This is a genomic window from Lysobacter sp. P5_B12 (assembly GCF_056400425.1).
The window spans coordinates 1-24,098 of record NZ_JBFULG010000006.1; the positions used below are offsets into that span (position 1 = coordinate 1).

The 24,098-nt window shown below is 63.9% G+C and carries 34 protein-coding genes; 20 read left to right on the plus strand and 14 right to left on the minus strand.

Annotated features, from left to right (window positions below; all coding sequences use genetic code 11):
- Positions 1–246: MCP four helix bundle domain-containing protein (locus AC1DOM_RS10570; protein ID WP_498963021.1), on the minus strand; the 246-nt coding region annotated here is incomplete at its 3' end.
- A 21-nt stretch (positions 247–267) separates the two neighbouring features.
- On the minus strand, positions 268–1,359 hold the full coding sequence (locus AC1DOM_RS10575) for an OprO/OprP family phosphate-selective porin (protein WP_498963023.1): 1,092 nt from the start codon (positions 1,357–1,359) through the stop codon (positions 268–270).
- 477 nt (positions 1,360–1,836) lie between these two features.
- On the opposite strand from AC1DOM_RS10575, the gene AC1DOM_RS10580 reads away from it, so the two are divergent.
- The 4 genes from AC1DOM_RS10580 to AC1DOM_RS10595 all read left to right on the plus strand — a co-directional run bounded on the left by AC1DOM_RS10580 (position 1,837) and on the right by AC1DOM_RS10595 (position 6,036).
- Positions 1,837–2,205, plus strand: coding sequence for a DUF3658 domain-containing protein (locus AC1DOM_RS10580; protein WP_498963025.1), 369 nt, complete (start codon positions 1,837–1,839; stop codon positions 2,203–2,205).
- A 608-nt stretch (positions 2,206–2,813) separates the two neighbouring features.
- Positions 2,814–3,188: a hypothetical protein gene (locus AC1DOM_RS10585; protein WP_498963027.1), complete on the plus strand. Its 375-nt coding sequence runs from the start codon at positions 2,814–2,816 to the stop codon at positions 3,186–3,188.
- A gap of 23 nt (positions 3,189–3,211) precedes the next feature.
- Complete coding sequence (locus tag AC1DOM_RS10590; RefSeq protein ID WP_498963029.1) at positions 3,212–3,760, plus strand: hypothetical protein; 549 nt, start codon at positions 3,212–3,214, stop codon at positions 3,758–3,760.
- 182 nt (positions 3,761–3,942) lie between these two features.
- On the plus strand, positions 3,943–6,036 hold the full coding sequence (locus tag AC1DOM_RS10595) for a tetratricopeptide repeat protein (RefSeq protein WP_498963031.1): 2,094 nt from the start codon (positions 3,943–3,945) through the stop codon (positions 6,034–6,036).
- A 10-nt stretch (positions 6,037–6,046) separates the two neighbouring features.
- Here the strand turns inward: AC1DOM_RS10595 and AC1DOM_RS10600 are convergent, their stop codons facing one another.
- The 6 genes from AC1DOM_RS10600 to AC1DOM_RS10625 form a co-directional block, all read right to left on the minus strand.
- Positions 6,047–6,514: a hypothetical protein gene (locus tag AC1DOM_RS10600; RefSeq protein WP_498963033.1), complete on the minus strand. Its 468-nt coding sequence runs from the start codon at positions 6,512–6,514 to the stop codon at positions 6,047–6,049.
- A 92-nt stretch (positions 6,515–6,606) separates the two neighbouring features.
- Positions 6,607–7,245 (minus strand): SCO family protein, encoded by a 639-nt coding sequence (locus tag AC1DOM_RS10605; RefSeq protein WP_498963035.1) that lies wholly within the window; start codon positions 7,243–7,245, stop codon positions 6,607–6,609.
- Positions 7,242–7,718 (minus strand): c-type cytochrome, encoded by a 477-nt coding sequence (locus AC1DOM_RS10610; protein WP_498963037.1) that lies wholly within the window; start codon positions 7,716–7,718, stop codon positions 7,242–7,244. The genes AC1DOM_RS10605 and AC1DOM_RS10610 overlap by 4 nt, the downstream gene beginning before the upstream one ends.
- Positions 7,697–7,906 carry a hypothetical protein gene (locus tag AC1DOM_RS10615; RefSeq protein WP_498963039.1) on the minus strand — a complete coding sequence of 70 codons (210 nt, stop codon included), beginning with the start codon at positions 7,904–7,906 and terminating at the stop codon, positions 7,697–7,699. Before AC1DOM_RS10615 ends, AC1DOM_RS10610 begins: the two co-directional genes overlap by 22 nt.
- Complete coding sequence (locus AC1DOM_RS10620; RefSeq protein ID WP_498963041.1) at positions 7,906–8,562, minus strand: cbb3-type cytochrome c oxidase subunit II; 657 nt, start codon at positions 8,560–8,562, stop codon at positions 7,906–7,908. Before AC1DOM_RS10620 ends, AC1DOM_RS10615 begins: the two co-directional genes overlap by 1 nt.
- Position 8,563: 1 nt before the next feature.
- Positions 8,564–10,165, minus strand: a complete 1,602-nt coding sequence (locus AC1DOM_RS10625; protein WP_498963043.1) for a cbb3-type cytochrome c oxidase subunit I — start codon at positions 10,163–10,165, stop codon at positions 8,564–8,566.
- A 112-nt stretch (positions 10,166–10,277) separates the two neighbouring features.
- Between AC1DOM_RS10625 and AC1DOM_RS10630 the strand changes: the two genes are divergently transcribed.
- Positions 10,278–11,702: an aminotransferase-like domain-containing protein gene (locus AC1DOM_RS10630; RefSeq protein WP_498963045.1), complete on the plus strand. Its 1,425-nt coding sequence runs from the start codon at positions 10,278–10,280 to the stop codon at positions 11,700–11,702.
- 89 nt (positions 11,703–11,791) lie between these two features.
- A complete protein-coding gene (locus AC1DOM_RS10635; RefSeq protein ID WP_498963047.1) occupies positions 11,792–12,166 on the plus strand; it encodes a SnoaL-like domain-containing protein in 375 nt (124 codons plus the stop codon).
- Positions 12,167–12,178: 12 nt separating this feature from the next.
- On the opposite strand, the gene AC1DOM_RS10640 is transcribed toward AC1DOM_RS10635, so the two are convergent.
- Positions 12,179–12,913 (minus strand): hypothetical protein, encoded by a 735-nt coding sequence (locus tag AC1DOM_RS10640; RefSeq protein WP_498963049.1) that lies wholly within the window; start codon positions 12,911–12,913, stop codon positions 12,179–12,181.
- A 255-nt stretch (positions 12,914–13,168) separates the two neighbouring features.
- Between AC1DOM_RS10640 and AC1DOM_RS10645 the strand changes: the two genes are divergently transcribed.
- The 8 genes from AC1DOM_RS10645 (at position 13,169) to AC1DOM_RS10680 (ending at position 16,565) form a co-directional block, all read left to right on the plus strand.
- Positions 13,169–13,555: an HvfA family oxazolone/thioamide-modified RiPP metallophore gene (locus AC1DOM_RS10645; RefSeq protein WP_498963051.1), complete on the plus strand. Its 387-nt coding sequence runs from the start codon at positions 13,169–13,171 to the stop codon at positions 13,553–13,555.
- A 112-nt stretch (positions 13,556–13,667) separates the two neighbouring features.
- The gene (locus tag AC1DOM_RS10650; protein WP_498963053.1) at positions 13,668–13,979 is read left to right on the plus strand and encodes a hypothetical protein; all 312 of its coding nucleotides are present in this window, start codon (positions 13,668–13,670) and stop codon (positions 13,977–13,979) included.
- Between the two features lie 4 nt (positions 13,980–13,983).
- Positions 13,984–14,541, plus strand: coding sequence for a hypothetical protein (locus AC1DOM_RS10655; RefSeq protein ID WP_498963055.1), 558 nt, complete (start codon positions 13,984–13,986; stop codon positions 14,539–14,541).
- Positions 14,542–14,554: 13 nt separating this feature from the next.
- Positions 14,555–14,800: a hypothetical protein gene (locus tag AC1DOM_RS10660; RefSeq protein ID WP_498963057.1), complete on the plus strand. Its 246-nt coding sequence runs from the start codon at positions 14,555–14,557 to the stop codon at positions 14,798–14,800.
- 48 nt (positions 14,801–14,848) lie between these two features.
- Positions 14,849–15,241, plus strand: a complete 393-nt coding sequence (locus AC1DOM_RS10665) for a hypothetical protein (protein WP_498963059.1) — start codon at positions 14,849–14,851, stop codon at positions 15,239–15,241.
- 125 nt (positions 15,242–15,366) lie between these two features.
- Positions 15,367–15,750: a lysozyme inhibitor LprI family protein gene (locus tag AC1DOM_RS10670; RefSeq protein ID WP_498963472.1), complete on the plus strand. Its 384-nt coding sequence runs from the start codon at positions 15,367–15,369 to the stop codon at positions 15,748–15,750.
- Positions 15,750–16,169: a YfbO family protein gene (locus AC1DOM_RS10675; RefSeq protein ID WP_498963061.1), complete on the plus strand. Its 420-nt coding sequence runs from the start codon at positions 15,750–15,752 to the stop codon at positions 16,167–16,169. The genes AC1DOM_RS10670 and AC1DOM_RS10675 overlap by 1 nt, the downstream gene beginning before the upstream one ends.
- A gap of 129 nt (positions 16,170–16,298) precedes the next feature.
- The gene (locus tag AC1DOM_RS10680; RefSeq protein WP_498963063.1) at positions 16,299–16,565 is read left to right on the plus strand and encodes a hypothetical protein; all 267 of its coding nucleotides are present in this window, start codon (positions 16,299–16,301) and stop codon (positions 16,563–16,565) included.
- 139 nt (positions 16,566–16,704) lie between these two features.
- Here the strand turns inward: AC1DOM_RS10680 and AC1DOM_RS10685 are convergent, their stop codons facing one another.
- Positions 16,705–16,950 carry a hypothetical protein gene (locus AC1DOM_RS10685; protein WP_498963065.1) on the minus strand — a complete coding sequence of 82 codons (246 nt, stop codon included), beginning with the start codon at positions 16,948–16,950 and terminating at the stop codon, positions 16,705–16,707.
- A gap of 75 nt (positions 16,951–17,025) precedes the next feature.
- Positions 17,026–18,189, minus strand: coding sequence for an alpha/beta hydrolase (locus AC1DOM_RS10690; RefSeq protein ID WP_498963067.1), 1,164 nt, complete (start codon positions 18,187–18,189; stop codon positions 17,026–17,028).
- 120 nt (positions 18,190–18,309) lie between these two features.
- Here AC1DOM_RS10690 and AC1DOM_RS10695 point away from each other — a divergent pair, with 120 nt between their 5' ends.
- The 5 genes from AC1DOM_RS10695 (at position 18,310) to AC1DOM_RS10715 (ending at position 21,167) form a co-directional block, all read left to right on the plus strand.
- On the plus strand, positions 18,310–18,648 hold the full coding sequence (locus AC1DOM_RS10695) for a low molecular weight protein tyrosine phosphatase family protein (protein ID WP_498963069.1): 339 nt from the start codon (positions 18,310–18,312) through the stop codon (positions 18,646–18,648).
- Between the two features lie 71 nt (positions 18,649–18,719).
- Positions 18,720–19,019 carry a hypothetical protein gene (locus AC1DOM_RS10700; RefSeq protein WP_498963071.1) on the plus strand — a complete coding sequence of 100 codons (300 nt, stop codon included), beginning with the start codon at positions 18,720–18,722 and terminating at the stop codon, positions 19,017–19,019.
- 157 nt (positions 19,020–19,176) lie between these two features.
- Complete coding sequence (locus AC1DOM_RS10705) at positions 19,177–20,406, plus strand: epoxide hydrolase family protein (protein ID WP_498963073.1); 1,230 nt, start codon at positions 19,177–19,179, stop codon at positions 20,404–20,406.
- A gap of 25 nt (positions 20,407–20,431) precedes the next feature.
- A complete protein-coding gene (locus tag AC1DOM_RS10710) occupies positions 20,432–20,635 on the plus strand; it encodes a GDCCVxC domain-containing (seleno)protein (protein ID WP_498963075.1) in 204 nt (67 codons plus the stop codon).
- A 64-nt stretch (positions 20,636–20,699) separates the two neighbouring features.
- Complete coding sequence (locus tag AC1DOM_RS10715; protein ID WP_498963077.1) at positions 20,700–21,167, plus strand: Pycsar system effector family protein; 468 nt, start codon at positions 20,700–20,702, stop codon at positions 21,165–21,167.
- Between the two features lie 7 nt (positions 21,168–21,174).
- Here AC1DOM_RS10715 and AC1DOM_RS10720 read toward each other — a convergent pair whose 3' ends face one another.
- Positions 21,175–21,786, minus strand: coding sequence for a cysteine hydrolase family protein (locus AC1DOM_RS10720; protein ID WP_498963079.1), 612 nt, complete (start codon positions 21,784–21,786; stop codon positions 21,175–21,177).
- Between the two features lie 145 nt (positions 21,787–21,931).
- Here AC1DOM_RS10720 and AC1DOM_RS10725 point away from each other — a divergent pair, with 145 nt between their 5' ends.
- Positions 21,932–22,474 carry a DUF4136 domain-containing protein gene (locus AC1DOM_RS10725; RefSeq protein WP_498963081.1) on the plus strand — a complete coding sequence of 181 codons (543 nt, stop codon included), beginning with the start codon at positions 21,932–21,934 and terminating at the stop codon, positions 22,472–22,474.
- 2 nt (positions 22,475–22,476) lie between these two features.
- On the opposite strand, the gene AC1DOM_RS10730 is transcribed toward AC1DOM_RS10725, so the two are convergent.
- Positions 22,477–22,908: a hypothetical protein gene (locus AC1DOM_RS10730; RefSeq protein ID WP_498963083.1), complete on the minus strand. Its 432-nt coding sequence runs from the start codon at positions 22,906–22,908 to the stop codon at positions 22,477–22,479.
- Positions 22,905–24,095: a hypothetical protein gene (locus tag AC1DOM_RS10735; RefSeq protein WP_498963085.1), complete on the minus strand. Its 1,191-nt coding sequence runs from the start codon at positions 24,093–24,095 to the stop codon at positions 22,905–22,907. Before AC1DOM_RS10735 ends, AC1DOM_RS10730 begins: the two co-directional genes overlap by 4 nt.
- Between the last annotated feature and the right edge of the window lie 3 nt (positions 24,096–24,098).

A 24,098-nucleotide genomic window follows, 5' to 3' on the forward strand; every position in this document is an offset into this window, starting at 1 on the left:
GGCCGCCTTCGCGGCGTCTTCGTAACTGGCGACGAGGCCGCGTTCGCTGACGCGATACTCGGCGAGCAGGGTCGCGACCTGGCCGAGGTTGCGGATCGACGGCACGGATTCCTGCGTCACGGCGCGCACCATCTGCTGGGCCGCCCCCATGCGCTGCGCCGCGAACGCGCCCATCACGAGGATCAGCAATGCGAGGGCGCCGAAGCCGAACGCCAGTCGCTTGCCGATGTTGAGATTCTGCAACATGTCGTTTTCCGGAAAGTGGCGTTAGTAGGTGAGCTGCAGGCGCGCGCCGACAACCAGGGGGTCGTCGTGCACACCGCGGCGCGCGGCATCGACGCGAAGCACGTTTGCCATCAGTCGCACGTGCGAATTGAGGGACACGCTGGTTGCGAGCCCGACGCTTTCGGCATGGCCGCCCGCCACGGCGCCGTCGTCCAGATCTATGGCGCTCCAGCGCAGCGCCACTTCCCACGCGGGGCCGTCGTCGGCCGAGGGTGCGTTCGTCACGCCGCGTTTGTAGGTGCGTGCATTGCCGGTCGGCGACCAGGTGAACAACACGCTGCTGGCATTGCCATGGAAATCGGCGAAGCCATCGCGCCGCGCAACGATCTGGGCCGCCTCGCCCTGCAGCGACCATGCGCCGCGCACCCACAGGCCTTCGACGGCGCCACGATCGATGCGATCCACTGCGCGCAGCGAGCCGGTCGATGCGGCCTTCAGCGTGGTGAGGATGGTGCCGGGTGTGGCGCTGAAGGACCCCTTTTCGCTGCGCGGCGAATCGCTCGCGACGCTGAAACCGACATGCGCCGCGCCGGTGCTGTCCTTGTGCAGCAGCCAAGTGCCGCGGGCGCTTGCACCCGGCGAGTCGTTGGTGCCGTCCAGGCGCTGGCCGAACACGGCGACGTTGAAGGTGCCGTGCGCGCCGAAGCGTGCATATTCGGCCCCTTCTCGGCGGCTGATCGCGAAAGCGCCGACGAACGATTGTTCGAGGAAGGCCGCCTGCTTGTCGCTGATGGCGTCTTCCAGCGTGAAGGGCTGCTTGTACTGGCCGATGCGGTAGGCATCGCCCTCGCGTGGCGTGAGTTCCAGGTACGCATCTGCCGGCGTGCGATCGGCGAAGTCGTGTTCGGCGACGAACTGCCAGCGCTTGCCGGGATCCTTGACGCGGAAGCCGAGGCGCGCGCGACGGAAGCCGTCCTCGTTTTCCGTCGTGGCGTGGTCGGAATCCACCTGCGCCCAGTCGTACTGCACGTTCGCGGTGGGGGAAAGGTCGAAGGGCAGCGAGGCCGCGGCAGCGGCGGTCGGCGCGCACGCGCAGGCCACGAGGCATGCGGTGCGAAGCGAGGTGGAAGGCATTCGGAAGTCCGGGGAAGTGGGGAGCATTCGGCCCACCGCGTTTGCGGTGTGCCGCGAGGGCTACATCGACCGGGCGCCGCATTTCTTGAACACCGGCGCACGTTGATCGGTGAATCGTTCAGTCTTGTGGACTCCACCTCCCCTCCGGGGAGGTCAAAAAGAAGGCCGCCGCAAGGCGGGTTTCTTTTTGGGTGGGGTGTGCTGGGAAGGCCCGCTCGAAACCGATTGGCGCGCCGCCCGAACGTGTGAAGTTCCAAATTTTTTTTGGGAAAAAAATTTGAAACTCCCCACGCTGGGGCATCACCTTGCGGGTCGCTTCGATCGGGGGCTTTCGCGCGAGCCGTCATCGGGGGCTGCAAAGCAAGCTTTGCAGGAGCCGATCGTTTTTTCGGGGCAGCGAGCGGCGTCCGGTTTCGACCCAAAGCGGGCTTGGATTCGCGAGTTGCCCGCCTTGTTTCATTCGCCTAGCCTGAGAACATGACAGCCTGGATCTACAGGTCACTGCCCAATGGGCGCATCAGGACTTCGGACTGTATGGAGACTCGTGATCCAGAGTTTGGCGCTGAAGACCGGATAGCGATCTCTGCGCTCACGCCGTTGGATGTAGAAGCGATCGATCAGGCGATCCTGTCCCACTGCGAGGCCCAATGGCGAAAGGTGGCCTATGTCGTCGTCATGGCGATGAACGCACACCCCGACACGTATCTCGACATTCCGGACGCCTACTACGCCACGCGCGTCCGCGAGTTGGTTGCCGAGGGCTTGATTGAGGCCCAGGGAGACCTTCGGAGAATCCGTTTCAGTGAAGTGCGCCTCGGCACGGAGACTCAACGGGACCCGATATGATCGATTTGGGCAGGCGGTGCGTTGATTGCGCCAAGCCACTGACGGTGGAACTCGCAACGCTGGCAACCGGCCCGTCCAAGTCGCGGTGCCAGTTCCCCTGTCATTCTTGCGGTCGTTTGTATTCGGCCCCAACCTCGGTCACGGTCGTAGCGCGGGTCTGTTGGATGGTTCTTGCCCTGTCGTTGCTCGTCGGGTTGGATCTGGATCGATTCGACACATTCTTGCCACTCACGATGGCAGTCGGACTGCTTCTGGCATTTCCAATCACGGCCTTGATTCACTACGGGTACTTCCGTGCCCAAGAATGCGAGTGACCGCTTTCGATCATTGCGCACTGTCGTGGCAAGGTGCGGGAACCATGGAGTGGGCGCAAATGAAATTGGAGCAAGTCAGCGCCGCCCTGAAACGGTTGGAACGCGACGGCGAGGAATGATCGATTCGACCGCCTGGCCGATGCGCGAGGGCTTGCGGCGTCTATGTGAACGATAGTGGCATTGCCTGCTTTCGGCAGCGTGCCCGCTCGCTTGGGAGTCAGTGGTTGTCGTTGAACATCGGTGCGCAATGTTCGGTAACGTAAGCGCAAGTCGCTTCTCGCCTGGAGATCCATGATGATCCGCTCGATGATTCTCGCCACGGCGCTGGCCGTTGTCTTGCCTGTTTCTGCCCAAACCACGACAGGCTTCGATCAAGCCAACACGCGTGCCGAAGCCCAGAAGACCCATCAGTTCGATGCCACGTCGGCGTACGCGGAGGCGTGGGCGAATTTCAACAATGAGCACGGCCTGGACGAGCGCGATGGCTGCTATTTCAAGGCCGAAGGCGAGCTCACCCAAATTCTGGAGATCGATGCCTCGGGCAAGGTGGTCGGCTATTTCGCAGACAAGGACAATGGCCGAGCCCGCTGCTGGGAGCGGACCTACCTGGGCGTTGAATTTCCCAAGCCGCCCTTTGCGCCGTACTGGCACAAGTTGGTCATGCATTGAGGATGGGCACGGTGAGGACCCAAATGCGACTTCTCGCAGGCGCTCTACTCGTTCTTCTCGCATTCCCGGCGGGCGCGGCGATCGAAAAGGTTGCGGCCACGACGGAGTCCGGCATCCGCTTCATGTGGTGGCCGAAGGTCGACCCGCCGAAAGGTTGGCATTTCGACGAGGGGTCCTCGCACCACTTTGCGTTCAACGCCGTTGCGCCGGACGGCTCGACCTTTTCGAAGGCCGAGACCGTCATGTACGCGCGAGCGGACTACAAGCCTCGTACCCCCGAGGCAACGAGTCTTCAGTCGTACGTTTCCAACGACATCGAAGGGTTCAAGCGCTCCGAAGCGGGGTTGACCGTTTCACGAGAGCGCCCGATCCGCACCAAGGGCGCGATCGAATTCCAGGTCGTCGCCTACACGCCCGGTGCAGGCCGCTCCGGAAACTTCGAGCGCGTCGCTTACGGAGAGGATGGCGAGTACTACCTTACGTTCGTCGTCAGCTCTCGCACGAAAGCGGGGCTCGCGGGCGCAATGCCTGCGTTCAATGCGTTCGTCGCGGGCTATCGGACCGGGCCCTAACCCCCAGGCGCCTTGCAGCAAAAAGACCGCTGGGCGGGCCTGTCCATCAAGTCGTCGGTAAAGACCCTCCGCACTCACGGGTGTAACCGCCTGTCACTTACCGGCGAACGTTGAACCACGCACCGCGCCCGCTCCGGTATGGTGGGCCCCGGGCTCAGGGGCTCGCCTAACCGGGCATCGGCATGACAGGGACGCTGTTCGCCGAGTTGAAGCGACGCAAGGTCGTCAAGGTGGGCGCGGCCTACCTGGTCGTGGCGTGGGTGGCGGTACAGGCCGCCAGCATCGGCCTTCCTGCGTTCGATGCGCCGCCATGGGCACTGCGCCTGGTCATTCTCCTGTTCGCGCTCGGCCTTCCGCTCACTCTATTGCTGACGTGGGCGCTCGACGTGACGCCCGACGGCATCAGGCTCGCAACCGGATCGGTCGGCAACAAGCGGATCGTCGGCATCAGCCTCGCGTTGGTCGCGCTTGCCCTGGCGTGGTATTTCCACGGGCAACCCGCGCTACGCAACGGGGACACGGAGCGATCGGTCGCCGTGCTGCCCTTCGTCAACATGGGCGGAGATCCTTCGACCGAGTATTTCTCCGACGGCCTGGCCGAGACCACGCTCGACATGCTCGCGCAGGTGCCGGACCTGAAGGTGATCGCGCGCACCTCGTCGTTCACGTTCAAGGGCAAGCCCACCGACGTGCGCGAAATCGGCCGGCAATTGGGTGCGGCGCATCTGCTCCAGGGCAGCGTGCAACGAGTGGGCAGCAAGGTCCGCATCACGGTGCAATTGATCCGCGCGAAAGACAACGCGCAGATCTGGTCCAGGCGATACAACCGTCAGCTCACCGACGTTTTCCAGATCCAGGATGAGATCGCGGCCTCGGTGGTCGACGCGTTGTCGGTCCAACTGCCGGCATCGACTCAGAAGCGACTGCTACGCAAGCGCACCGACAGTCTGGAAGCCTACGACGCGTACCTCAAAGGCAACGCGCTGCTGCGGCGGCGCGACGTCCCGGAGATGCGGCGCGCCCTGGTGCATTTCGAACACGCGATCGGCGTCGACCCGACGTTTGCGCGCGCTTACGTCGGCGCGCACGACGCCCTGCTCCTGCTCGAGATCTACGGCAGCATTACGGAGGCAGAGTATCGCGCGCGGCAGGCCTATCTCGAGCGCGCGCTGCAACTCGCGCCGGACCTGGGCGAAGCGCACATTGCGCGCGGCGCTGAGCTGGAATCGGATGACGATCTCGAGGGCGCCGAAGCAGCCTATCGGCGCGGCCTTGCGTTGGCGCCGGGCTACGCGACGGGCTGGCAACGGTTCGCCGAGTTGTTGTCGTATCGCATGGGGCGCTACGACGAGGCCATGCAGTACTTCGACCAGGCGCGCGCGCTGGATCCACTCTCCCCGATCATCCGCAGCACGCATGCGTTTGCATTGGCCCAGACCGGGCGCCTGGAAGAAGCACTCGCCGAGATCAACCGAGTGATCGCCGACGATCCGGGGATGGCGCGCAGCTACGGCAATCGCAGCGCCATCCATTCCGCGCGCGGCGATCTGGTTTCGGCATTGCGCGATTTCCAGCGACTGGATCAGGTTGCGCCCGACGCGTTCGGCCTGCGTGTGAGGCGGTGCTTCCTGCTCATGGACTTCGGCGCCCTCGATGCGGCCGCGGCCTGTCTCGAACCATTGGCGGCCCGTGTTCCCGACCACCCGGGGGTGCGGAGCGCGGAGTTGCGGCTTTCGGCCCTTCGCGGGGATTGGGTGAAGGCGCATGCGCTCGTCGCGCGGCTGCCGGACGCCGCCGCGGATGAGGATGCGGCAACGATTGCGATGCGAACCGGGGACCACGCAACGCTCCTCGCGCTTCAGCGCAAGCAGCATCCGCGCTGGTTCGGCACACCACCAAGGGCCGTGTATGCGCCCGACGCCGACGCCGCGCTCGAGGCGGGACATGCGCTCCTCATGGGCGGCGACCGCGCGCGCGGCGAAGCCTTGGTCCGTGCTGCGATGTCGGCGGTCGCCGACCGCCCCTACGCGGCCTTCAACGGGGGGCGCGCATGGATCCAGATGGAAGGCAACGAATATCTGGGCGACCGCGAGGCAGCCTTGCGCGCCCTGCAGCAAGGCGTCGACGCTGGATACTTCCAGGGCCTTGCCGACCTCGACACCGATCCCCTGCTCGCCTCCCTGCGCAAGGATCCGCGTTACGACCGCACGCTCGCGCCTGCGCGGACGAAGGCCATGCAGCAAGTCCGCGCCGCCCATGCCGCTGGATTGCTTTGAGGATGCGGTCTCAGGCGCCTAAGGCGCGGTCGGATTCGCGGAACGCCAGCACGATCCACGCACCAGTGACGAGCACCGCTAGCGCGATCAGCCCCCTGCCCGCCCACGCTTGATCGCCCAGCAAGTATGTGCTGCAAAGTCGCTCCGGCGCCTGCGCGTAAAGCGCGCCCGCGGCCCCGGTCATCCATCCCCAGTTCAAGACGAAGAAGGCCTGGATCGCCGGGCGTGCGTCGCGTAGCGAGAGCTGTGTCAGCCATCCCGCCAGCAACACCGACGCGACTTTGAGCCAGCCAACGACAGGATTCAGCACGGCCGCATCCAGCGACAAGGGCAGCATCCACAGCGCGGAGATCACCATGGCCACGCTCAGTCCGCTCAGGCCGCCCGCATTGATGGAACGCAACCACGATGGTGCTTTACACGTCGACGTTGCAGTCCACCAACCGATCGCGAAGAGCAGCGGCAGTTCGAGCGCCATGTGCGTGACCATCCGCTGTTCCAGCCACGGCCGCGCAAGCGCAAGACCGAAGACTGCGGCACCGGGTGCGATCGCCTTCCAATGCGCGCGCGTCATTGCCTTCGGGCCAATGTCGTGAGGCGATCGAATGCGCGATCGGCGGCGTCCGGATCGAGCGCATCGAACAGGCGTCCGTGACTGTCGACGATGAAGAGCGCGCCGTTGTGTGTGTAACCGCCCGCACCATCGGGCAGGACGACGACGCCGAACGTCTCGAGGAGTTCGTCGAGGTCCGATGGATTCGCGACGGTCGCGATGGTCCATGTTTCGGCGTCGGCCTTGACGCGCCGCGCGTAGTTCGCCAGTTGCTCGGGGGTGTCGCGGGCCGGATCGAAACTGATGGTGAGCAGGCTGACCTGCTTCTGCAGTGCGGCGTCGCGCAGCTTCGATTGCAGATACGACTCGCTCGATGTCGTCAGGAGACACAGGGAGGTGCACTGTGTGTAGACCAGCGAAACGACGGTGTAAGGGCGTTCGCGGGTGAGTTGCCCGAGATCCGTGGATTGCCCGTGACTGTCGATGAGGCGAATTGCCGGGACCGTGCGCGGCGACTCGGCCAACGCGCTCTGCAGGGCTCCGTCACTGGTGACCGCACGGAAGCCATGGGTGATGAAGTACGCACCGATCGTCGTCGCAAGCACGATGGCCGCGAGCGCCAGCCACGTCGGAAGCATGCGTTGCGTGCCGCTCACGGATTGGTCTCTCCACGCGCGCGCACGGCAGCCACGTCCGCCTCGGTGACCGGAGATGCATCGTTTCCCCACGAGCGGCGCAAGTGCGTCAGCAGGTCGGCGATCTCGCGATCGCTCAGGTGCTTGAACCCCGGCATCAGTCCCGCGTAGTGCACGTCGTTGACTTCGATGGGGCCACTGAGGCCATGCAAGGTCACCGCAATGAGGCGATCGCGATCGCCGTTCACCCACGGGGAACCGGCCAGCGGAGGGAACACGGGATGGCGCCCCTGGCCTTCGCTTTGGTGGCAATTCGCGCACGACCACGCGTAGAGCGCCGCGGGCGAGTTGTCCATCTTGGTGGCCGTTCGTTCTGGCGCGCGCAGCTGCGCACGCGCCAGCGCCGCGGAGGGACTGACCTGCGTCCACAGCACGACCGCCCAGGCAATCAACCCAAGCGAAAGACCAACGATCAGGATGCGTTGGGGCGCCATGCGATCGGCTTGTCGGCCATCGGCGCGGTCGAACTCTCCCTTCCCGACGCATGCGTGGCGATGTAGTAAATCGCCCATCCCAGCAACACGGCGATCAGCGCGAACAAGACCTTCGGAACCGGGCGATTGAGTTCATGCGGGTCCGCATGTTCACGGTCGCGGACGGTGGGGATCTGTCTCGGGCTCATCACTGCGCTCCTGCTGCTGCACCACGGTTGCGAATGGCGGTCGCTTCGGCCTTTGCCTGTGCTGCGTCGGCGGGTTCGGCAGCGTCGTATTTGCGGCGCATCGCCTTCAGGTAGGCGACCAGGTCCCTCGCCGCCTGTGTCGGCACGATCTTTTGGCCGGGCGGCGCGACGCCTTCCATGAGGGGCACCGTGTACTCGCCCGGCAGGACCTCGACATCGACCTTCGACTCGAACAGGAACGGGAACGCCGGCATCGTGCTCGCGGGCACATAGGCGCGCGGCTGGTAAAGATGTCCGTAGTGCCAGTCTTCCGATGGGATGCGATCGCCGACATTGAACAGGTCCGGGCCGGTGCGCATCGTGCCGAGCAACGTCGGTCGGTCGTAGAAGTAATCCGCCGCCACCGACGGACGCCCCCAACCGCGCGACGCATCCGCGCGGCCGGCACCCGTCGCACTGGGTTGCTGCGTATGACAGGCGTTGCAACCGTTGGCGATGTACACCCGGCGCCCCCGGAGTTCCTGTGCGGTATACGCCTTGAGCCCGCGTGGAGGCGGCACGTCCTTGAGCTGCAGGAATGGCGCAAGGAGCATCGCGGTCGCGGCGAGCGTGAGTGTCACCACGGCACCGACGACAAGTTTGACTTCGTTTTCCATATCAGGTGGTCACCAAACGACGTGCGGCGACTGCATCGGCGCGGCGTTGCCGATCGGCCGCCTTGAGCGCCAGCCAGAAATGCGTGGCGAACACGATGTGCCCGATCGTCATGAGCGCACCGCCGACGCTGCGGCCGATCAGCCAGGGTTTCGTAACGTTGACCGACTCGATGAAAGGCCTGGCGCCATCCAGGAGCGCCATGCCCTGCAGCACGCCGCCGATGCTGAGCGTGACGATGTAGGTCGCGAACCCCGCGACCACGAGCCAGAAGTGCAGCGAGATCAGCGCGGGCCTGGGCCAATGGATATCGAGGATCCGGGGCACCGCGAAATACATGCCGCCGAACAGCACCATCGACACGAACCCATACATGCCGATGTGCGCGTGCGCGACGGTGAAATGCGTGAAGTGCGTGACGGCGTTGAACGAGCGCAGCGCCTCGAAGGACCCCTGCACCGACGCCAGCGTGTACATCATCGCGCCGAACACGATGAAGCGCAGCGTGTGCGAACGCTTCAGCGTGCCGAAGTGTCCCTTGAGCGTCAGGTGGATGTTGGTGGTGAACGCCAGCACCGGCACGAGCATCATCACGCTCTGCACGATCGACAGCGTGACCAGCCACTCGGGAATCGGCCCGCCGATCAGATGGTGCGCGCCGACCTGGCCGTAGAAGAACGCCAGCGTCCAGAAGCCCAGCAACGACAGGTTGTAGGACTGCACCGGCCGACCGATCACCTTCGGCAGGAAGTAGTAGATGCACGCGATCGACAGCGGCGTGTAGAACAATCCGAGCACGTTGTGCCCGTACCACCAGTTCATCGTCGCCTGCTCGACGCCGAAGTGGATGCCCGGCACGTTGGCCACGATGTACAGGATCGGGAACCAGAACAGCGCGGCGCCCATGTACCAGACCGACACGTACAGGTGATGCACGCGACGCCGGCGCAACATCGCCACCATCGGAAGTCCGATCAGCATCCCGCCGACGGCGAATGCAGTGCCGATGTACCAGGGAATTTCCAGCCACTCCATGCCAGTGCTCAGGCCATTCGCCAGGCCGACCACGCCGGCAACGAGGCCTGCGTTCCAGATGAACGCACCGACGACGATCAGGCGCGGAAACTGCAGCGGCGTGCGCAGCAGGCGCGGCAACAACCAGACCACCAGGCCCAACAGGCCCATGGGCACCCACCCATAGGCGACGAGATTCAGATGCATGGTGCGCAGGCGGCCGAACGTGAGCCACGCCTGGCTCACCAGCAAATCGGGCGCGTGCAACTTGATCGAGCTCAGCAAGCCTGCCGCGGAGGCCACCAACAGCCACACGACCGCGAAGGTGAAGAGCACGAATGCCGGGACCGCCGTTTCGCGATCCGCCTGGGCGCGGTCGTTCAACTCGGCCTGCTGCGCGGCATCGTGCGCCGTGAGGCGCGCGACGTTGTTCGCAGGGTCGTCGAATCGGCCGATTTCTTCCGGCGCGAAGATCACCCGCGCGCCGCTGGACTGTTGCTCGAACAGTCCCTTGCGCAACGACCAGATAAAGGCGAACAGACCCGCCACCGACAGGAGGAAGGTCGCTAACAGAAGCGCGGAGGGGTTCATCGAAAACTGCATTGCACTTTGGGGGCGCGTGCAGGCTACGCTGGGCGTATCAGATCGGTAAGATTCAGATGCCCGTGCAAAAAACCGGATCAGATGGAACGGGGCAGACGGCATGAAGCGCTATGAGCTGCTCGCGGCGGAGATCGCCGCATCGATCGCAAGCGGCACGCTGCAGCCTGGCGACAAGCTGCCTTCGGTCCGCGTCACCAGCAGCGCGCGGGGCGTGAGCCCGGCGACGGTCTTCGAGGCCTATTACCTCCTCGAAGCGCGCGGCCTCATCCGTTCCAAAGCGCGTTCGGGTTACTACGTGGCGCAGGCCGTCGAAATGCTGGCGCCCGAACCCGATCGCACGTCGCGGCCCGTCGAGGAAGCGCGCACGGTCGCGATCAGCGAACTCGTCCTCGGGATCCTGGAATCGGCGATGTCGCGCGACATCGTTCCCTTCGGCTCGGCGTTCCCGAGTCCGTTGCTGTTTCCACTCGAGCGTCTCGGGCGCGCGACGGCACTCTGCGCGCCCAAGCTCGATCCGTGGGAAACCGTGGACGACATGGCACCAGGCAGCGCGGCCTTGCGTCATCAAATCGCCGTGCGTTACCTCATTGATGGCGTGCAAATTCCGCCCGATCGGATCGTCATCACGAACGGCGCGATCGAAGCGCTGCACCTTTGCCTTGGCGCCGTGTGCAAACCAGGCGATGCCGTCCTGGTCGAATCGCCCTGCTTCTATGCATGCCTGCAGGCCCTGGAGCGATTCGGATTGCGTGCAGTGGAAGTCGCCACCGACCCGCGGGAAGGTGTCGACCTGGACGCGCTGGAGGCGGCGATCCTGCGCCACCGTCCCAGTGCGTGCTGGCTGATGACGAACTTCCAGAATCCGCTCGGCAGCAGCATGGGCGAGGACAAGAAGAAGGCGCTCGTGTCGCTCGTCACCCGGCACAGACTTCCCCTCATCGAAGACGACGTCTACGCCGAGCTTTACTTCGACGGACGTCGCCGCGTGCCGCTCAAGGCATTCGACGCCGAAGGCTGGGTGATGCACTGCAGTTCGTTCTCGAAGACGCTCGCGCCGGGTTATCGCGTGGGCTGGACGAGTCCGGGACGATTCCTGCGCGCCGTCACCTACCAGAAGCTGACCTCGTCGATCGCAACCTCATTGCCTGCACAGGCCGGCATCGCGCGGTACCTCGAGCGCGGCAACCACGAAAAACACCTTCGCGAACTGCGGCTCACCCTCAGGAAGCAGCGCGATCTCTACAGCGAGGCGATCGCACGGCACTTTCCCGCCGGCACCAAGATCAGCCGACCCGCCGGCGGCTACTTCCTGTGGGTAGAGATGCCTGAAACCGTCGATGCACTTGCCCTGCACCGTGAGGCGATGGCACTCGGCATCAGCATTGCGCCGGGCCCGATGTTCTCGCCGTCCAAGGACTTCAGGAACTGCGCGCGCATCAACTTCGGACATCCCTATACGCCCCGCGTGGAAGCCGCCCTTCAAAAGGTTGGGCGCGCTGCCATCGAACTGGCGAGTTCGGGTTAAAGCGACGTGACGGATCGATGGGCGAATCCTGTCATCCCGATAGCGACACCCGGTTGAAGCTTGTCGCCCCACCCGCCGTGGAGATCGCGATGAGCACGCAATCCGTCGCCAAGCGCCTGGTCGAGTTGTGCCGCGCCGCGCAATACGAACAAGCGCAGCGAGAGTTGTACGCAGAAGACGCCATCAGCATCGAGCCGCCGTGGGCGCCGGCCGGATCGCTCGGCAATGCCAAGGGCCTGCCGGCCATCTTCGAGAAGAGCCGCAAGTTCGCAGAAGGCGTCGAAGAGGTGCACAGCGCCGGCTGCAGCGATCCGGTGATCGCGGGCGACTGGTTCAGTGTCGCGATGACGCTGGATGCGACCTTCAAGGGCATGGGCCGTTCGCAGATCGACGAGATCTGCGTGTATCGCGTCCGCGACGACAAGATCGTGCACGAGCAGTTCTTCTACGGCATGGAAACGTAAGGAGCCGCTGCCCTACTCCAGCCGGAAGCGACTCAGATCGATCGAGACCATCAGCAGGTCGCGCACCGGCTGCAGATCGGGGCCGCGCACATACACGCGGCGCCGGCTCGGGAACTTGAGTCCCTCCACGTCCAGTATGTCGTGGACGTATTGCACGGCGTCGAAACCACCCGCGACGTCGACGCGGTAATCGTGCCTGCGCAGCAGCAAGTCGGGACCGAAGTAGAAGTCCTGTTGCGCGCTATGGCTGGCGATGTGCTCCGGAAAGCGCGCGCGCAGGCCGCGCCAGGTTTCATCGCCCTCTTGCCAGGGGTCGATGTCCTCCACCTGCACACCCGGCAGCGCCAACGCGAAGGGCGTGGTCAGATAGGTCCACAGTGCGTAGCCACTGAAGTAGGCGCGATGCAACGGATCCCACGGCGTGTTCATGCCGTGGCCTTCGAAGGCCGCGCGCGGGTCCAGGCGTTCGCGCACCACTTGCCCGTCGACGGTTTCGATGGCGACGCGATCGGCGGTGAAGGCGGTGCGCCACTCGGGCTTTCCGAAGGGCGCGACCGATGCGCGTTCTTCATGGAGCGAGATCCGCACGGTGCGCGGCGTCAGATCCTGCTGCAGACCCTTGAGGGCCCAGAAGCCGCCGCCGGTCACGGCCGTGGCGGACAGGGCGTCGTGTTGCTTCCAGCGTGTCAGCCCACCATGGGCATCGAGGACATCGGCCAGCAGCGTGTCGTGGTGTTGGATGTTCATGACGCAACGCTACCTGCGTCGATGGCGCGCCAAAAAGACCGCATGCCGACGGTCAGTCTTCCGCGCCGCGGAAGAATGCAAAATCGCAGGGATCGCGACTTTGTATCGCTGTGTATCCAGCGGCGGCGCCGCAACGCTGGCAGACAAAACACACGAACCCCGGACACCGACGCGATACCGAACCGGTGCGGAATGCGTCGCCAAGGAAAGCGCAAGCCGCGCCTTCCCGACCCTTCCACTACCGGAGCTACAACAATGTCACGCAACAACCGCAACACCACCGCCGCCGCGCTCGGCGTCGCCCTCGCCGGCATGGTCCTCGCCGGTTCCTCGTTCGCCATGCAGCCGCTCGCCAAGGGCTACGCGACGTCCGCCACCAAGGTCGCCGCCGAAGGCAAGTGCGGCGAAGGCAAGTGCGGCGACGAAAAGTTCGCCTCCATTGACACCGACCACGACGCCCGCGTCTCGCGCGCCGAGTTCCTCAAGGTCGCACCGGGCCAGAACGCCCTGTTCGGCACCAAGGACACCGACCACGACGGCTACATCTCGGAGCTGGAGTCGTACAAGTCGATCAAGGGCATCTACGAGGCCAATGGCCGCAGCGTTCCTGCCGGGCTCTTTGCGAAGCACCCGGGCAAGTAAGGTTGTCGCGCCATACCGAGGCCCCAGCGCCCTTGGCGGTGGGGCCTCGTTTCGAGTGAGTGACAATCTCGACTAATCTGCCAACCTGTTGGGCACAGACTTGGCGAATTCCATGAATCAAGTCGACGCGAGCACCGTGGCTTGGATTTTTCTTGCCATCGACTTTACCGACCTTGAAGGCGCCAGGCGGACTGACATCCTGCATGCCGCAGACGCGATCAATCACGCCGTGCCCCTTGAGAGCGAGATTCAAACGTCCATCCGGTTCCTGACGCGCCACGGCACGCTCCTCAAGCAGAGCAAGTCCTACCGCATCACCGAACGCGGCCGGACCATGCTTGCTTCTGCGCACGCCGGAGCCGCGAATATCTTCGAGGCCTGGCGTGCGCTTGAGGCGCGGGTCGCTGGTGTCGGCGAGACCTGACAAGGTGTCGCTGGTCGGGGTGAACAATAGTGGCCCTGAGCGCTTTCAGGAGCGCGTTGTTTGCGGCATCACTGCAGAAGGCGCGGCCACTGCCCGTTGCGGTAGTCTGGAAACCGGGGTGGCAGCAAGGGGGGCTGTCTTGGATATTTCGACCATCGAGTTCAACGCAAACCAGAAAGTCGAGGCGGCGGCGAGGGACGCAATAAGTGGCCTCAGAAAGTTGCTTCTTGGCTACCCTGCGTTCTTCGCGGCGACGTCCATGTTGATCCACGAAAATCGGCATTACTGGCAGACGGCAGAGCATCTGCCTGCATTCGTCAACTGGGGCTGGGCGCTGCTGATCGTCAGCGCCATTCTTCTCATGTACGGCTCGTATCAGGTTGCCTCCGCCCTGGATTGGGAGGGCTACATCTCGGCCGCCATGCTGTTCTTCAATGTGCTGCCATACCTGAATTTGACGGCCGCCATCCTGTTGTTCGTGTGCGGCCTCAATCTGGTGAAAAGGGCCAACTTCAAATTCACATTCGTGGGCGCTCCGCGGAAGCGCTCCCTCGGCGCCTGACACTCCCGCGCACATGACCCTTGGGCTGGCCGGACTGTTGCTGACGGCGATCGGCGCCGCACTTGCTGCGGTTGGGTATTTCTACTTCGCAATTTCGTTTTGGTTGATCGTCCCGGGCGCTCTTTTGGCGCTCGTCGGGTTGTCGTTGCTTGATGGTGCGAAAGAACAGCTCTTGTCTCGATTCCGGCATCGCATTGCCGACAGCTATGACCATGGCGTTGTCCGCGAAGATCGCCCGGAGGACAAGCCGAAATGCTGAAGGCAAGCCTGCCTGTGCGTCGCAAATAGCTGGACCGGGAGCGGTTCGATGAGCGAGCTTTTTGGCGGGATGTTGCAGTGGGCGTTCTCGATTGCCGGTCTATGTCATTTGGTCGGAATCGGTGTCCTCGCCGGCGCCGCCGTTTGGCTCGGGCCCAGCCGTGCCGTTGGTCGTTTCTGTCTTGTTGCCCTGGGGCTTTGGATTGTTGCCTCCGTCCTCGGAGCGCTCAATTCGTCCACTTCGAGGGGCGCTTGGGCGGGAGCCGCCTGGGCGCTGAGCGTCGTCGTGTTCTATGCGCTGTTTCTCGGCCTGCTGGTTGCCAAAGGCAAGGGGCCACGCACCGTGATTCTCACGTCCACGATATTGCTTGTACTGCAGTTGCCGTTCTCGCTGCTCTCCGGTCTCTTTATCGCCTGTTACATCGGCCATGATTGCCTTTGATCGGCAATCTGGTCGCCGCCTCAAGCTAAGCTCCACGCAACGGTCCACCAAGGAAGCCCATGCCCAGGAGACAGACGCTGCTACGCATGTTCGTTGTCTTGTCCCTGTTTGCATCTTTCGGGGCCATGGCAGCCGAATGGCCTGCCGATCCAAACGCCAATCCGTGTGGCGCTGGAAGCGCGCGAGGGCAAGCAGAGTGCGCCAAGCGGAAACTGGAGCGGAACACGAACGACATGCTTGCGGTCTTCGACAAGCTCATGGCGTCTTTGCCGCCAGACCACGACGAATACCAGGCACGGAGTCGCTTGGCGCAGTCGCAGGCTGACTGGATGCGCTATCGGGATGCGACCTGCGCATTCGAGGGCGGCCTTTCGGGAGGAGCGACGATCTGGCAATCCGCTCGCGCGGTCCAGTGCGACGCGTCGGCAACCGTGGAGCGTGCCGCAAAATTGCGGGCTTACCTGGCGTGCGCAAAGGACGAGGTCGACGCATGCGAAGCGTTCCTTTGATGACACCGCTTCAGCGCATCACCGAACGAGTCAGCCGCCTGGGCCACCCCGACGCCCCGGAGACGCCGCGACCGCTCGTGACTGTCGACGAATTCTTCGACGGCAACTCGGAGATCGGCAGCATCGGGTGCAACCTCGCATCCACGCCTTCGCCCGAGCGGTTCCATGCGCTGTTCCGATCCATCGCGCAGCGACCCGAGGTCAAGGACATTCGCGTCCAGGTCACCGCCTTCGACGTTCCGGAGTGGCCGTTCTCGGACACCGTCTACATCATGACGTCGGCCTCGCCCGAGGAAGTGGCCTCCTGGTTTCCGGAGGAGCTCAAGCCCGATGAAACCTGGTCGGGTTTCGCGGATCAGGCGTATGAGCCTTACGTTGTTCCGGCCGGCAGCGAGCCGGTGGCTTGCTGGTGGGACTAACGGCAGCGGCTCCTCATCGCGAGCGCTCCCAGGCTGAATGGGGATTCCCCACGGGCCCCCGGAATGGTTCATTCGCTGTTGCTATAGTTTCGCTTCGGCAACGCTGCGTACCCGCAAAAGTGGACGACCATGGATCCGATTTCGCTCGAAGAACTCGCCTTGCTCGAGGTGTTGAAAAGGGTCTCCCAGCACGCGGAGTTGACCGATGAAGACTCCGTCGTTCGCGACCGGATGATCGAGAGCGGCCTGGTGGCCGAGGGCGACGATGGACTGACGCTGACAACGGCCGGCATCGAGATGTGCAAGTCGTTGCAGCACCGGGTCGCCGCCGATGCGCAGGTGGCCAAGATCCTGCAGCAACGCGAGAACGGCGACGTCGAAACCCAGGCCGGTTAGGCTCCCGCGTTCGATCGCCCCTACCCCGACGGCATCAACCAAGCCAACGCCGAGGCTTCATCCTCGAAGCTCCGCACGCGCATGTTGCGCACCACGCCCGCGAGTTCGGCGGCGCGCGCGTGCTCCGGCGGCGATCCGATCAGCCGACGTCGGCTTCCTTCAGCGTCGCGGCGGTGATGGCCTTCGACATGTAGTCCTGCCGGCCGGCGCTGTCGCCCGCGTCGCCGAAGGTCGCCTGAGTGTAATCGGCCAGAATGCGGCGGATGCCGCTCTCGCCGACCAGGGTGGCGACAGCGTCCAGTGCGGCCATGCGCGCGGCGTAATCCACCACGCCGGTGTAGCGCAGTTCGATCCAGCCCTCGCGCATCGTGACGATATGGGTCACGGCCCTACCCCTCGTGCGTGTCCCCACACGCATCAGGCGATCATGCCTCCTGGCGGGAGGGCTTGGTAGCCCCTGCTACTGCGGTCGGGTCGAATGCCCGGTCACCGTCGACGGGGCAGGCACGCTCGTCACGGGCGCCGGCGGCGCGCTGGAGAAATCGCGCTTGAGCTGCTCGGTCACGCCGTCCATGGCTTGTTTCGCTTTCGCCACGACGGTCCCCATGCCGAAGAACTCGTGCGTCACGCCGTCGAATCGACGGACGTCGACCGGCACGCCGGCGGCTTCCAGGGTCTTCGCCAAGGCTTCGCCCTCCGAACGCAAGGGATCGATTTGCGCGAGCACGATCGTCGTCGGCGCAACGCCGGCGAGATCCGTGCGCTTGGCAAGCGCGATGCGCGAATCGGCCGCGTCCGCGGGGGATGCGAAGGTTTGCTTCACGAACCACTCCATCATCGGCTTGTTGAGCGGCTTGGCGTTCGCGTTCTCGATGTACGACGGCGAGTTCGTGTCGTTGTTCGCCACCGGATAGACGAGCACCTGCCGCACGGGCGCCTGCAACTTTTCGTCGCGTGCGGCGATGGCGACGTTCGCCGCCATGTTGCCGCCCGCGCTTTCGCCGACCAGCGCGATGCGCTTGGCATCCCCCTTGAACTTGCCGGCATTCGCCAGGACCCATTTGTAAGCCGCGATCGTGTCTTCATGCGCGGCGGGCGCCTGGCGGTAGTGGGTGGAGAACACCACGGCGTTCGTGCCGCTGGCCAGGCCGCGCGGGCTGGCGTCGTAAGTATCCAGATCGGCGATCACCCACCCTCCGCCATGGATGTAGAGGATCACCGGGAACGGGCCTGCGCCCTTCGGCTGATAGACACGCATCTTCACCGGACCGCCCGCACCGGGGAAGGTGCGATCGGTGACGATGAGCGTGTCCTTCGGCGCCGGGATACCCTTGTCTTTCATGACCGCAGCGACCGCATCCGCGGGGGAAGGCTGCTTGCGCGCTTCGACCGGCGACAGGCTCTCGACCGGCTTGCCGCCAAGGCTCGCGAGCTTGTCGAGCACGGCCTGCATGTCGGCGTCGGCGGGTGCCTGTGTCTTTGCTTCCGGCGCTGCGGCAACGGTGGATGCAGCGACTGCGGTGGTCGCCGGAGCGGTGGTGGTCTGTGCAGGCGTCTCTTCTCGCTTACAGCCGGTGGCGAGCACGAACAGCGACACGGCGAGGGTAAGCGGGATGGTGCGCATGAGGCTGCGTTCCTTGCGGGGATACGCCGACCCTAGGCGCGGGTGAGTCGCTGCATGGTGAACCGACTCGGTTGAGTTCTTGAAGCAGTCATGTTCCATTTGGGTCTCGTTAGAGGTTGCATGTCCAAGAACGTTCTTTTCATCTGTACGCAAAACCGCCTTCGCAGCCCGACGGCCGAGCAGGTCTTTTCCGACTGGCCCGGCATCGAGACGCAATCGGCCGGCCTTGGAAACGACGCCGGCAATCCGGTCACGCCCGAGCTTCTTGCGTGGTCGGACATGATCTTCGTGATGGAGAAGGCGCACCGCAACAAGCTTTCCAGGAAGTTCCGGCCGCACCTGGGGGGAAAGAAAGTCATCTGCCTGGATATCCCGGACGAGTACGACTACATGGATCCCGTTCTTGTCCAGGTGCTTCGAAACAAGGTGACGCGGTTCCTGCCGACCCACCAGGGATAGGCTCCCTTGTTCGCCGCAATTGCCTTGCAATCGAAAATGACGACGACGCTCATCCTACGCAGAGGCGGCGAATGAAATACCACGATGGTTCGGAAGTACGCCTCGGCGACATCGTGACTGTCCCGACGTCGCGAGGGGACGAGCGAGCCAGGGTCGTCATGCTCGGTGACACGCACGAACACCTCGAGATCGACCCTGAGTTTGTCCAGTGGGTCGTCAGCGACAACATACTGGCCGCCACGTCGATTTTCGTGGAATGGATAGGTTCCAATCCGTTCGCGCATTCCGATCCGAAGTACGCGCCGGTTGGCAACCACATGTCCACTGTCGTCGACGAGCACGTTCGGCTTGAGTGCCGAGCAACGGTTTAGTTCCTGCGAATCCGCACGTTAGCCATGGCCGCTTGCGCATGCTGTCGGTTGTGCCCCCGACAGGTGATGGTTGCCGCGCGGCACGAAGTGGATCGTTGCGGTTTGACGTCCCTTCGCCCCATTGGTCGTGGTCGTCTTCTCACACAGGAGAGCGGCCATGCAGCAACAAGCCAACCCCACCGGGGCCGACAACACCATTCGTCCGTTTCGTTACCAGGCGTCGGACACTGAACTCGCGGACCTGAAGCGGCGCATCAATGCGACACGGTGGCCGGAGAACGAAACCGTCGCCGACACGTCGCAAGGCGTGCCGCTCGCACCGCTGCAGGAACTCGCGCGCTATTGGGCAAGCAGCTACGACTGGCGCAAGTGCGAGGCCAAGCTCAACGCGCTGCCGCAGTTCATGACGCAGATCGACGGGCTCGACATCCACTTCATCCATGTGCGGTCGAAGCACAAGGGTGCCCTGCCCGTCATCATTTCACATGGCTGGCCCGGCTCGATCCTGGAACAGATCAAACTCATCGGGCCGCTGACCGATCCCACGGCCTACGGCGGTAACGCGGAGGACGCCTTCGACGTCGTGATTCCCTCGATCCCCGGTTACGGCTTCTCGGGCAAACCGTCGACGACCGGCTGGGACCATGCGCGCATGGCGCGCGCGTGGATCGAGTTGATGCGGCGGCTGGGTTACACGCGCTTCGTGGCGCAGGGCGGCGACGTGGGCGGTCAGATCACCGACGCCATGGCGGTCGAAGCGCCCAAGGAACTCGTGGGCATCCACACCAACTTCCTGTTCGCACTTCCGGAGAACGTGTCGAACACGATCCAGGCTGGCGCAGCGCCGCCGTCCGATATCACCGACCAGGAGCGGGCGGCACTCGCCAAGCTGCAGGGCTTCTTCGTCAAAAACGCTGCTTACGCGATCGAAATGGCCACGCGCCCGCAAACGCTCTATGGAAACGCGGATTCGCCCGTCTCCCTCGCCGCCTGGCTGATCGACCATGGCGACGGCGACGACCAACCGGCCGCCACGGTCCTCGCCGCAATGCGCACACCGACCGAAGGACAGCCGGCGGAACGACTGACGCGCGATGACGTGCTCGACAACATCACCCTCTACTGGCTGACGAACACCGGCGTTTCCTCCGCCCGCAGTTACTGGGACAACAAGCCCCCGTATTTCGGCCCGAAGAATTTCACCATCCCGACCGGTTTCACCGTCTTTCCCGGCGAGATCTACCAACCCTCGCGGCGCTGGGCGGAAGGTGGCTATCCGAACCTGACCTACTTCAACGAGGCGAAGAAGGGCGGGCACTTCGCAGCGTGGGAGGAGCCGCTGGTCTTCGCTTCGGAGATGCGGGCGGCGTTCAAGACCTTGCATTAGCCGCGGACGCGGTGACAATGCCGGCGTGATCCTCGAATCCCGCATCACCTGCCCGCACTGCGGCCACGCGCAAGTGGACACCATGCCGACCGACGCCTGCCAGTGGTTCTACGACTGCGCAGGCTGCGGGAAGCTGCTCGAGCCGCGCGCGGGTGATTGCTGCGTCTATTGCTCCTACGGCACGGTCAAGTGCCCGCCGATGCAACAGGGCCAAGCCTGCTGCAAGTAGCCTCCCTGCCCGTCTGGCGCACGGAAGCGGCCGGAGTACACTCCGCAAAAACCGGGGCCGGGGCATGGACAAGGAACGCGTCGACGAGCGCCTTGGAAAGGCGGTCAACCAGTATTTGAACCACTACGTGTTGGTCATCGACACGAAGGCGGCCGCGATCACCGCGGCGTCGCTGGTGATCGTCGGCTTCGTTACCTCGCCGGCCGCAAGCAATCTGGACACGCCCTGGAATCTGGTCGGTGGTGCGCTCGCCGTCGTTGCGGCCATCGTCGCGGGGAGCGTGCTGTATCCGCGCACGCCGCGCTTCAGCAACGGCCATCTGTTCTGGTTCGACATTCGCAACTTCGCTTCACCGACGGAGTATTGGAAGTCGCTTGCGGCACTGGACGACGATGCCGTCGGTCTCGAATACGCGCGGCAGAACTTCAACTTGAGCGGTGTGCTTGTCGACAAGACGCGACGCGTGCAGGTGGCGCTGTGGTTGGTTTCGTTTGCGTGCCTGGTGCTGGCCGTCGCGTATCTGGCGGAGTGATTGCGATCTAAAGGCTTGCGATCAACTCGTCAGCCGTCAAGATCGCATGCGCGAACGTCGGCCCATTGAGTTCATGCGCCGCATGCATCATCTCCGGCTGCATCGCCGCCGTCGCATCGCGCACCAGGGTCACGTGATAGCCCAGCTCCGTCGCGTATCGCGCCGTCGCCTCGATGCAGGTGTTGGCCAGCAACCCGACGATGATGACGTGCGAGATGTCCTTCTGTTTCAGGCGCAGGTCGAGGTCGGTATTCGCGAATCCGCTCGAACCCCAGTGTTCCTGCGCGATGATGTCGCCGGGTTTGGGCGCGAAGTCCGGATGCCATTCGCCGCCCCACTCGCCGCGTGCGAAGTTGTGGCGGGCCATGATCCGGCGCTGGGTCGGGCTCGGGAATTGCCAGTCCTCGTAATCGCCCGGTTCCCATCGGCGATGCGGGACGATGAACACCTGGATGCCGCGTTGACGGATGGCGCGATCGAGTTTGCGGAGGTTGTCGAGCAGGCCAACGTCCGCGGCGATCGTCTCGATGAAGGGATAGACCTTGCCGCCTTCGGACAGGAAGTCGTTGTAAGGATCGACGAGCAGGTAGGCGGTGCGATCGAGGGGGTAAGTCGCCATCGCGTTTCTCCCGTAACCGGCGACGGCAATGTACCGCAGGGCGGGTTCCGTTCCCGCCGCTGAACCGCATAGCCCAAGGGCCAATGGAATCCCCCCAACGCAAGTGCTGAGATTCCCCTGCCGAGCGTCACCGGAGGATTTGGCCATGAACCGCAGGCTCCCCGCGTACACCAGCGCAGCACTCTCACTCCTGCTTCTTGCCGCCTGCGCCAGCAGTGCGCCCGTGGTGCAGACGGACAAGGCCGCCGGCGTCGACTTCGCGCGCTATCGCACCTACACCTGGGTCGAGGAGCCGCAGACGCAATCGCCGCTCGTGCGCGACAAGCTCGTGCGCGCGATCGATGCGCAACTCGCGGCAAAGGGATGGCAGCGCACCGCCGATGGTGACGTGGCGTTGTTGGGCAAGTGGGACGCGCGCGAGGAAGTCAGCTACAGCAACACGTCCTTCGGCTTCGGGCTCGGCAGTTGGGGCGGCAACAGCGGTGGAGGGATCGGCACCAGCACCGGTACTTCGCGGCCGAATTCCAAGATGGTCGGCGCGTTGGCCATCGACATGTTCGATGCGAAGACGAAGCAGGCGATCTGGCGCGCGACTGCATCGGGCGATGTGCCGACGTCTCCGGAAGGCATCGATGCGGCGATCGCGACGGTCATTCCGCAGATGTTCGCGAAGTTCCCGCCGCCTTGAGGTCAAGCGATGCCCCACAGGATCCGTTCAATAAGTACGCAAGCAAGAAGGTTTTGGCCAACCACCGCCCAATAGATCAGCGGGACAATTTGGTGTTGCTGATGATACTCGGGCTGCATGAAATTGAGTTTGTCCAGACGAGCTCGCAACGAGCGGGAGACTGACGACAACCGATGAAATGTCAGGCACAGGAACACTGCCGCGAGGAAAATCAAGCCGATTGCGACCCAGCGATCATGGTCATGCTTGGCAAAGTAGTTTTGGGCGTTTGATGAGCTGAGAAGCCAGCCAAGGATGACCAGCAGCGCCGTGGAGGTCTTGAATCCGTTCTCCAGGAATCTCTCGTATGCGCGCGCATACGAGCCATAGAGCTCCTGGAACCTCTCTTTGTTGATCGCGAAGTCGTCTGGATGACCGTCATCGATTGTCGTCATGGCTTCGGCTCGCTCTTCTTCCGCTCTCCCGGCGGCGTTCCCGCACCGCGGAGGTTGATGAACTTGCTCAGCGTGTCGAACCAGAAAGGCGCGCCCAAGGAGACGGCGAAGATCGAGATCAGCAGTCCGATCCCCTTGAGGACCCAATTCCAACCACCCTTCGGCAGTTTGTCCCAGCCCAGCGGCAGGTCGAGCTGATTGAGCACTTTCTCCTGCGCGTTGGTGTCGAAGGTGGCCGACTTACTCACGTCCTGCGCCTCGGCAACCACGTGTTCGCGCAGTGCCCGGTCGTGCATCAGGCGATTCGCGAGCGCGATCGTGTCGATGTTGGCGGGGAGTACCACGGCCACTGCAATGACGATCAAGATCTGCTGGGTCCACCGCTTGTACCAGCCACCCACACGCTCCATCGCATCGTCGAACCACGCTTCGATGTTCTCCTGGAGCTTCTGGATCTGTTGCTGGATCGTTGCGCCGCCGAGCTCGCGCTTCGTCTCCGCAAGGAGCACGTAAAGCGATTCCTTGGTGTGGCCGTCCGGAAGCAAGTCGACAGCGCGCGCGATGCTGGCAAGTGGATCGGGGTGCTCGGCGAAGAGCGCACGCGACGCGGCCAGTGCAGTGCGAAGTTTGGCGGCGGCTTCGGACCGATTGACGGTGTCTCCCACGCCTTTCACGTTTCCCGCGGCGGTGACGGCCTCGATATGCAGCTTCGCCACGGCGCCCGACTTGGCCTGCGCGTCCTTTGCCCTTTCCAGCGAGGCCTCGGCGTCGCGGAGCGCCTGCAGTTGTTCCGGCGTCGGGCTCGCGATCGCGCGAGCACTTTCCAGCTCTTGCTCACGCTTGGTCACGATGTCGTCCCAGCTGGCCTTCAATCCCTGCGAGCCGACGATATCCATCAGCGCCAATGCGAAGGTTTTGGACGACATGTAGGACGGAAGGCGGTTGGGTTTCGAAGCTCGCCGCGCGGGCTTCGAGATCCCGTCCACCAATCCATGGCTGTAAACCTGCTGCGCAAGACCCGTGAATCGGGGATCGTTGAGCAGGTTCTTGATGCCGCCGAACAGGGTCCATCCGCGCTTGTTGAGCGACGCAGAGATTCCTTCGTTGATGCCGGTGCAGATGAAGCTCAGCACCAGGTAGATGAAGATGATGCCGATGGCCGTATCCAGACTGCTGGAACCGAACATGTC

Bases quoted from the DNA above. Each gene is read 5' to 3' on its own strand.
- AC1DOM_RS10575 (WP_498963023.1), bottom strand. From the start codon at position 1,359: ATGCCTTCCACCTCGCTTCGCACCGCATGCCTCGTGGCCTGCGCGTGC.
- AC1DOM_RS10580 (WP_498963025.1), top strand. From the start codon at position 1,837: ATGACAGCCTGGATCTACAGGTCACTGCCCAATGGGCGCATCAGGACT.
- AC1DOM_RS10585 (WP_498963027.1), top strand. From the start codon at position 2,814: ATGATCCGCTCGATGATTCTCGCCACGGCGCTGGCCGTTGTCTTGCCT.
- AC1DOM_RS10590 (WP_498963029.1), top strand. From the start codon at position 3,212: ATGCGACTTCTCGCAGGCGCTCTACTCGTTCTTCTCGCATTCCCGGCG.
- AC1DOM_RS10595 (WP_498963031.1), top strand. From the start codon at position 3,943: ATGACAGGGACGCTGTTCGCCGAGTTGAAGCGACGCAAGGTCGTCAAG.
- AC1DOM_RS10600 (WP_498963033.1), bottom strand. From the start codon at position 6,514: ATGGCGCTCGAACTGCCGCTGCTCTTCGCGATCGGTTGGTGGACTGCA.
- AC1DOM_RS10610 (WP_498963037.1), bottom strand. From the start codon at position 7,718: ATGGCGCCCCAACGCATCCTGATCGTTGGTCTTTCGCTTGGGTTGATT.
- AC1DOM_RS10615 (WP_498963039.1), bottom strand. From the start codon at position 7,906: ATGAGCCCGAGACAGATCCCCACCGTCCGCGACCGTGAACATGCGGAC.
- AC1DOM_RS10620 (WP_498963041.1), bottom strand. From the start codon at position 8,562: ATGGAAAACGAAGTCAAACTTGTCGTCGGTGCCGTGGTGACACTCACG.
- AC1DOM_RS10625 (WP_498963043.1), bottom strand. From the start codon at position 10,165: ATGAACCCCTCCGCGCTTCTGTTAGCGACCTTCCTCCTGTCGGTGGCG.
- AC1DOM_RS10630 (WP_498963045.1), top strand. From the start codon at position 10,278: ATGAAGCGCTATGAGCTGCTCGCGGCGGAGATCGCCGCATCGATCGCA.
- AC1DOM_RS10635 (WP_498963047.1), top strand. From the start codon at position 11,792: ATGAGCACGCAATCCGTCGCCAAGCGCCTGGTCGAGTTGTGCCGCGCC.
- AC1DOM_RS10640 (WP_498963049.1), bottom strand. From the start codon at position 12,913: ATGAACATCCAACACCACGACACGCTGCTGGCCGATGTCCTCGATGCC.
- AC1DOM_RS10645 (WP_498963051.1), top strand. From the start codon at position 13,169: ATGTCACGCAACAACCGCAACACCACCGCCGCCGCGCTCGGCGTCGCC.
- AC1DOM_RS10650 (WP_498963053.1), top strand. From the start codon at position 13,668: ATGAATCAAGTCGACGCGAGCACCGTGGCTTGGATTTTTCTTGCCATC.
- AC1DOM_RS10660 (WP_498963057.1), top strand. From the start codon at position 14,555: ATGACCCTTGGGCTGGCCGGACTGTTGCTGACGGCGATCGGCGCCGCA.
- AC1DOM_RS10665 (WP_498963059.1), top strand. From the start codon at position 14,849: ATGAGCGAGCTTTTTGGCGGGATGTTGCAGTGGGCGTTCTCGATTGCC.
- AC1DOM_RS10670 (WP_498963472.1), top strand. From the start codon at position 15,367: ATGGCAGCCGAATGGCCTGCCGATCCAAACGCCAATCCGTGTGGCGCT.
- AC1DOM_RS10675 (WP_498963061.1), top strand. From the start codon at position 15,750: ATGACACCGCTTCAGCGCATCACCGAACGAGTCAGCCGCCTGGGCCAC.
- AC1DOM_RS10680 (WP_498963063.1), top strand. From the start codon at position 16,299: ATGGATCCGATTTCGCTCGAAGAACTCGCCTTGCTCGAGGTGTTGAAA.
- AC1DOM_RS10690 (WP_498963067.1), bottom strand. From the start codon at position 18,189: ATGCGCACCATCCCGCTTACCCTCGCCGTGTCGCTGTTCGTGCTCGCC.
- AC1DOM_RS10695 (WP_498963069.1), top strand. From the start codon at position 18,310: ATGTCCAAGAACGTTCTTTTCATCTGTACGCAAAACCGCCTTCGCAGC.
- AC1DOM_RS10700 (WP_498963071.1), top strand. From the start codon at position 18,720: ATGAAATACCACGATGGTTCGGAAGTACGCCTCGGCGACATCGTGACT.
- AC1DOM_RS10705 (WP_498963073.1), top strand. From the start codon at position 19,177: ATGCAGCAACAAGCCAACCCCACCGGGGCCGACAACACCATTCGTCCG.
- AC1DOM_RS10715 (WP_498963077.1), top strand. From the start codon at position 20,700: ATGGACAAGGAACGCGTCGACGAGCGCCTTGGAAAGGCGGTCAACCAG.
- AC1DOM_RS10720 (WP_498963079.1), bottom strand. From the start codon at position 21,786: ATGGCGACTTACCCCCTCGATCGCACCGCCTACCTGCTCGTCGATCCT.
- AC1DOM_RS10725 (WP_498963081.1), top strand. From the start codon at position 21,932: ATGAACCGCAGGCTCCCCGCGTACACCAGCGCAGCACTCTCACTCCTG.
- AC1DOM_RS10730 (WP_498963083.1), bottom strand. From the start codon at position 22,908: ATGACGACAATCGATGACGGTCATCCAGACGACTTCGCGATCAACAAA.
- AC1DOM_RS10735 (WP_498963085.1), bottom strand. From the start codon at position 24,095: ATGTTCGGTTCCAGCAGTCTGGATACGGCCATCGGCATCATCTTCATC.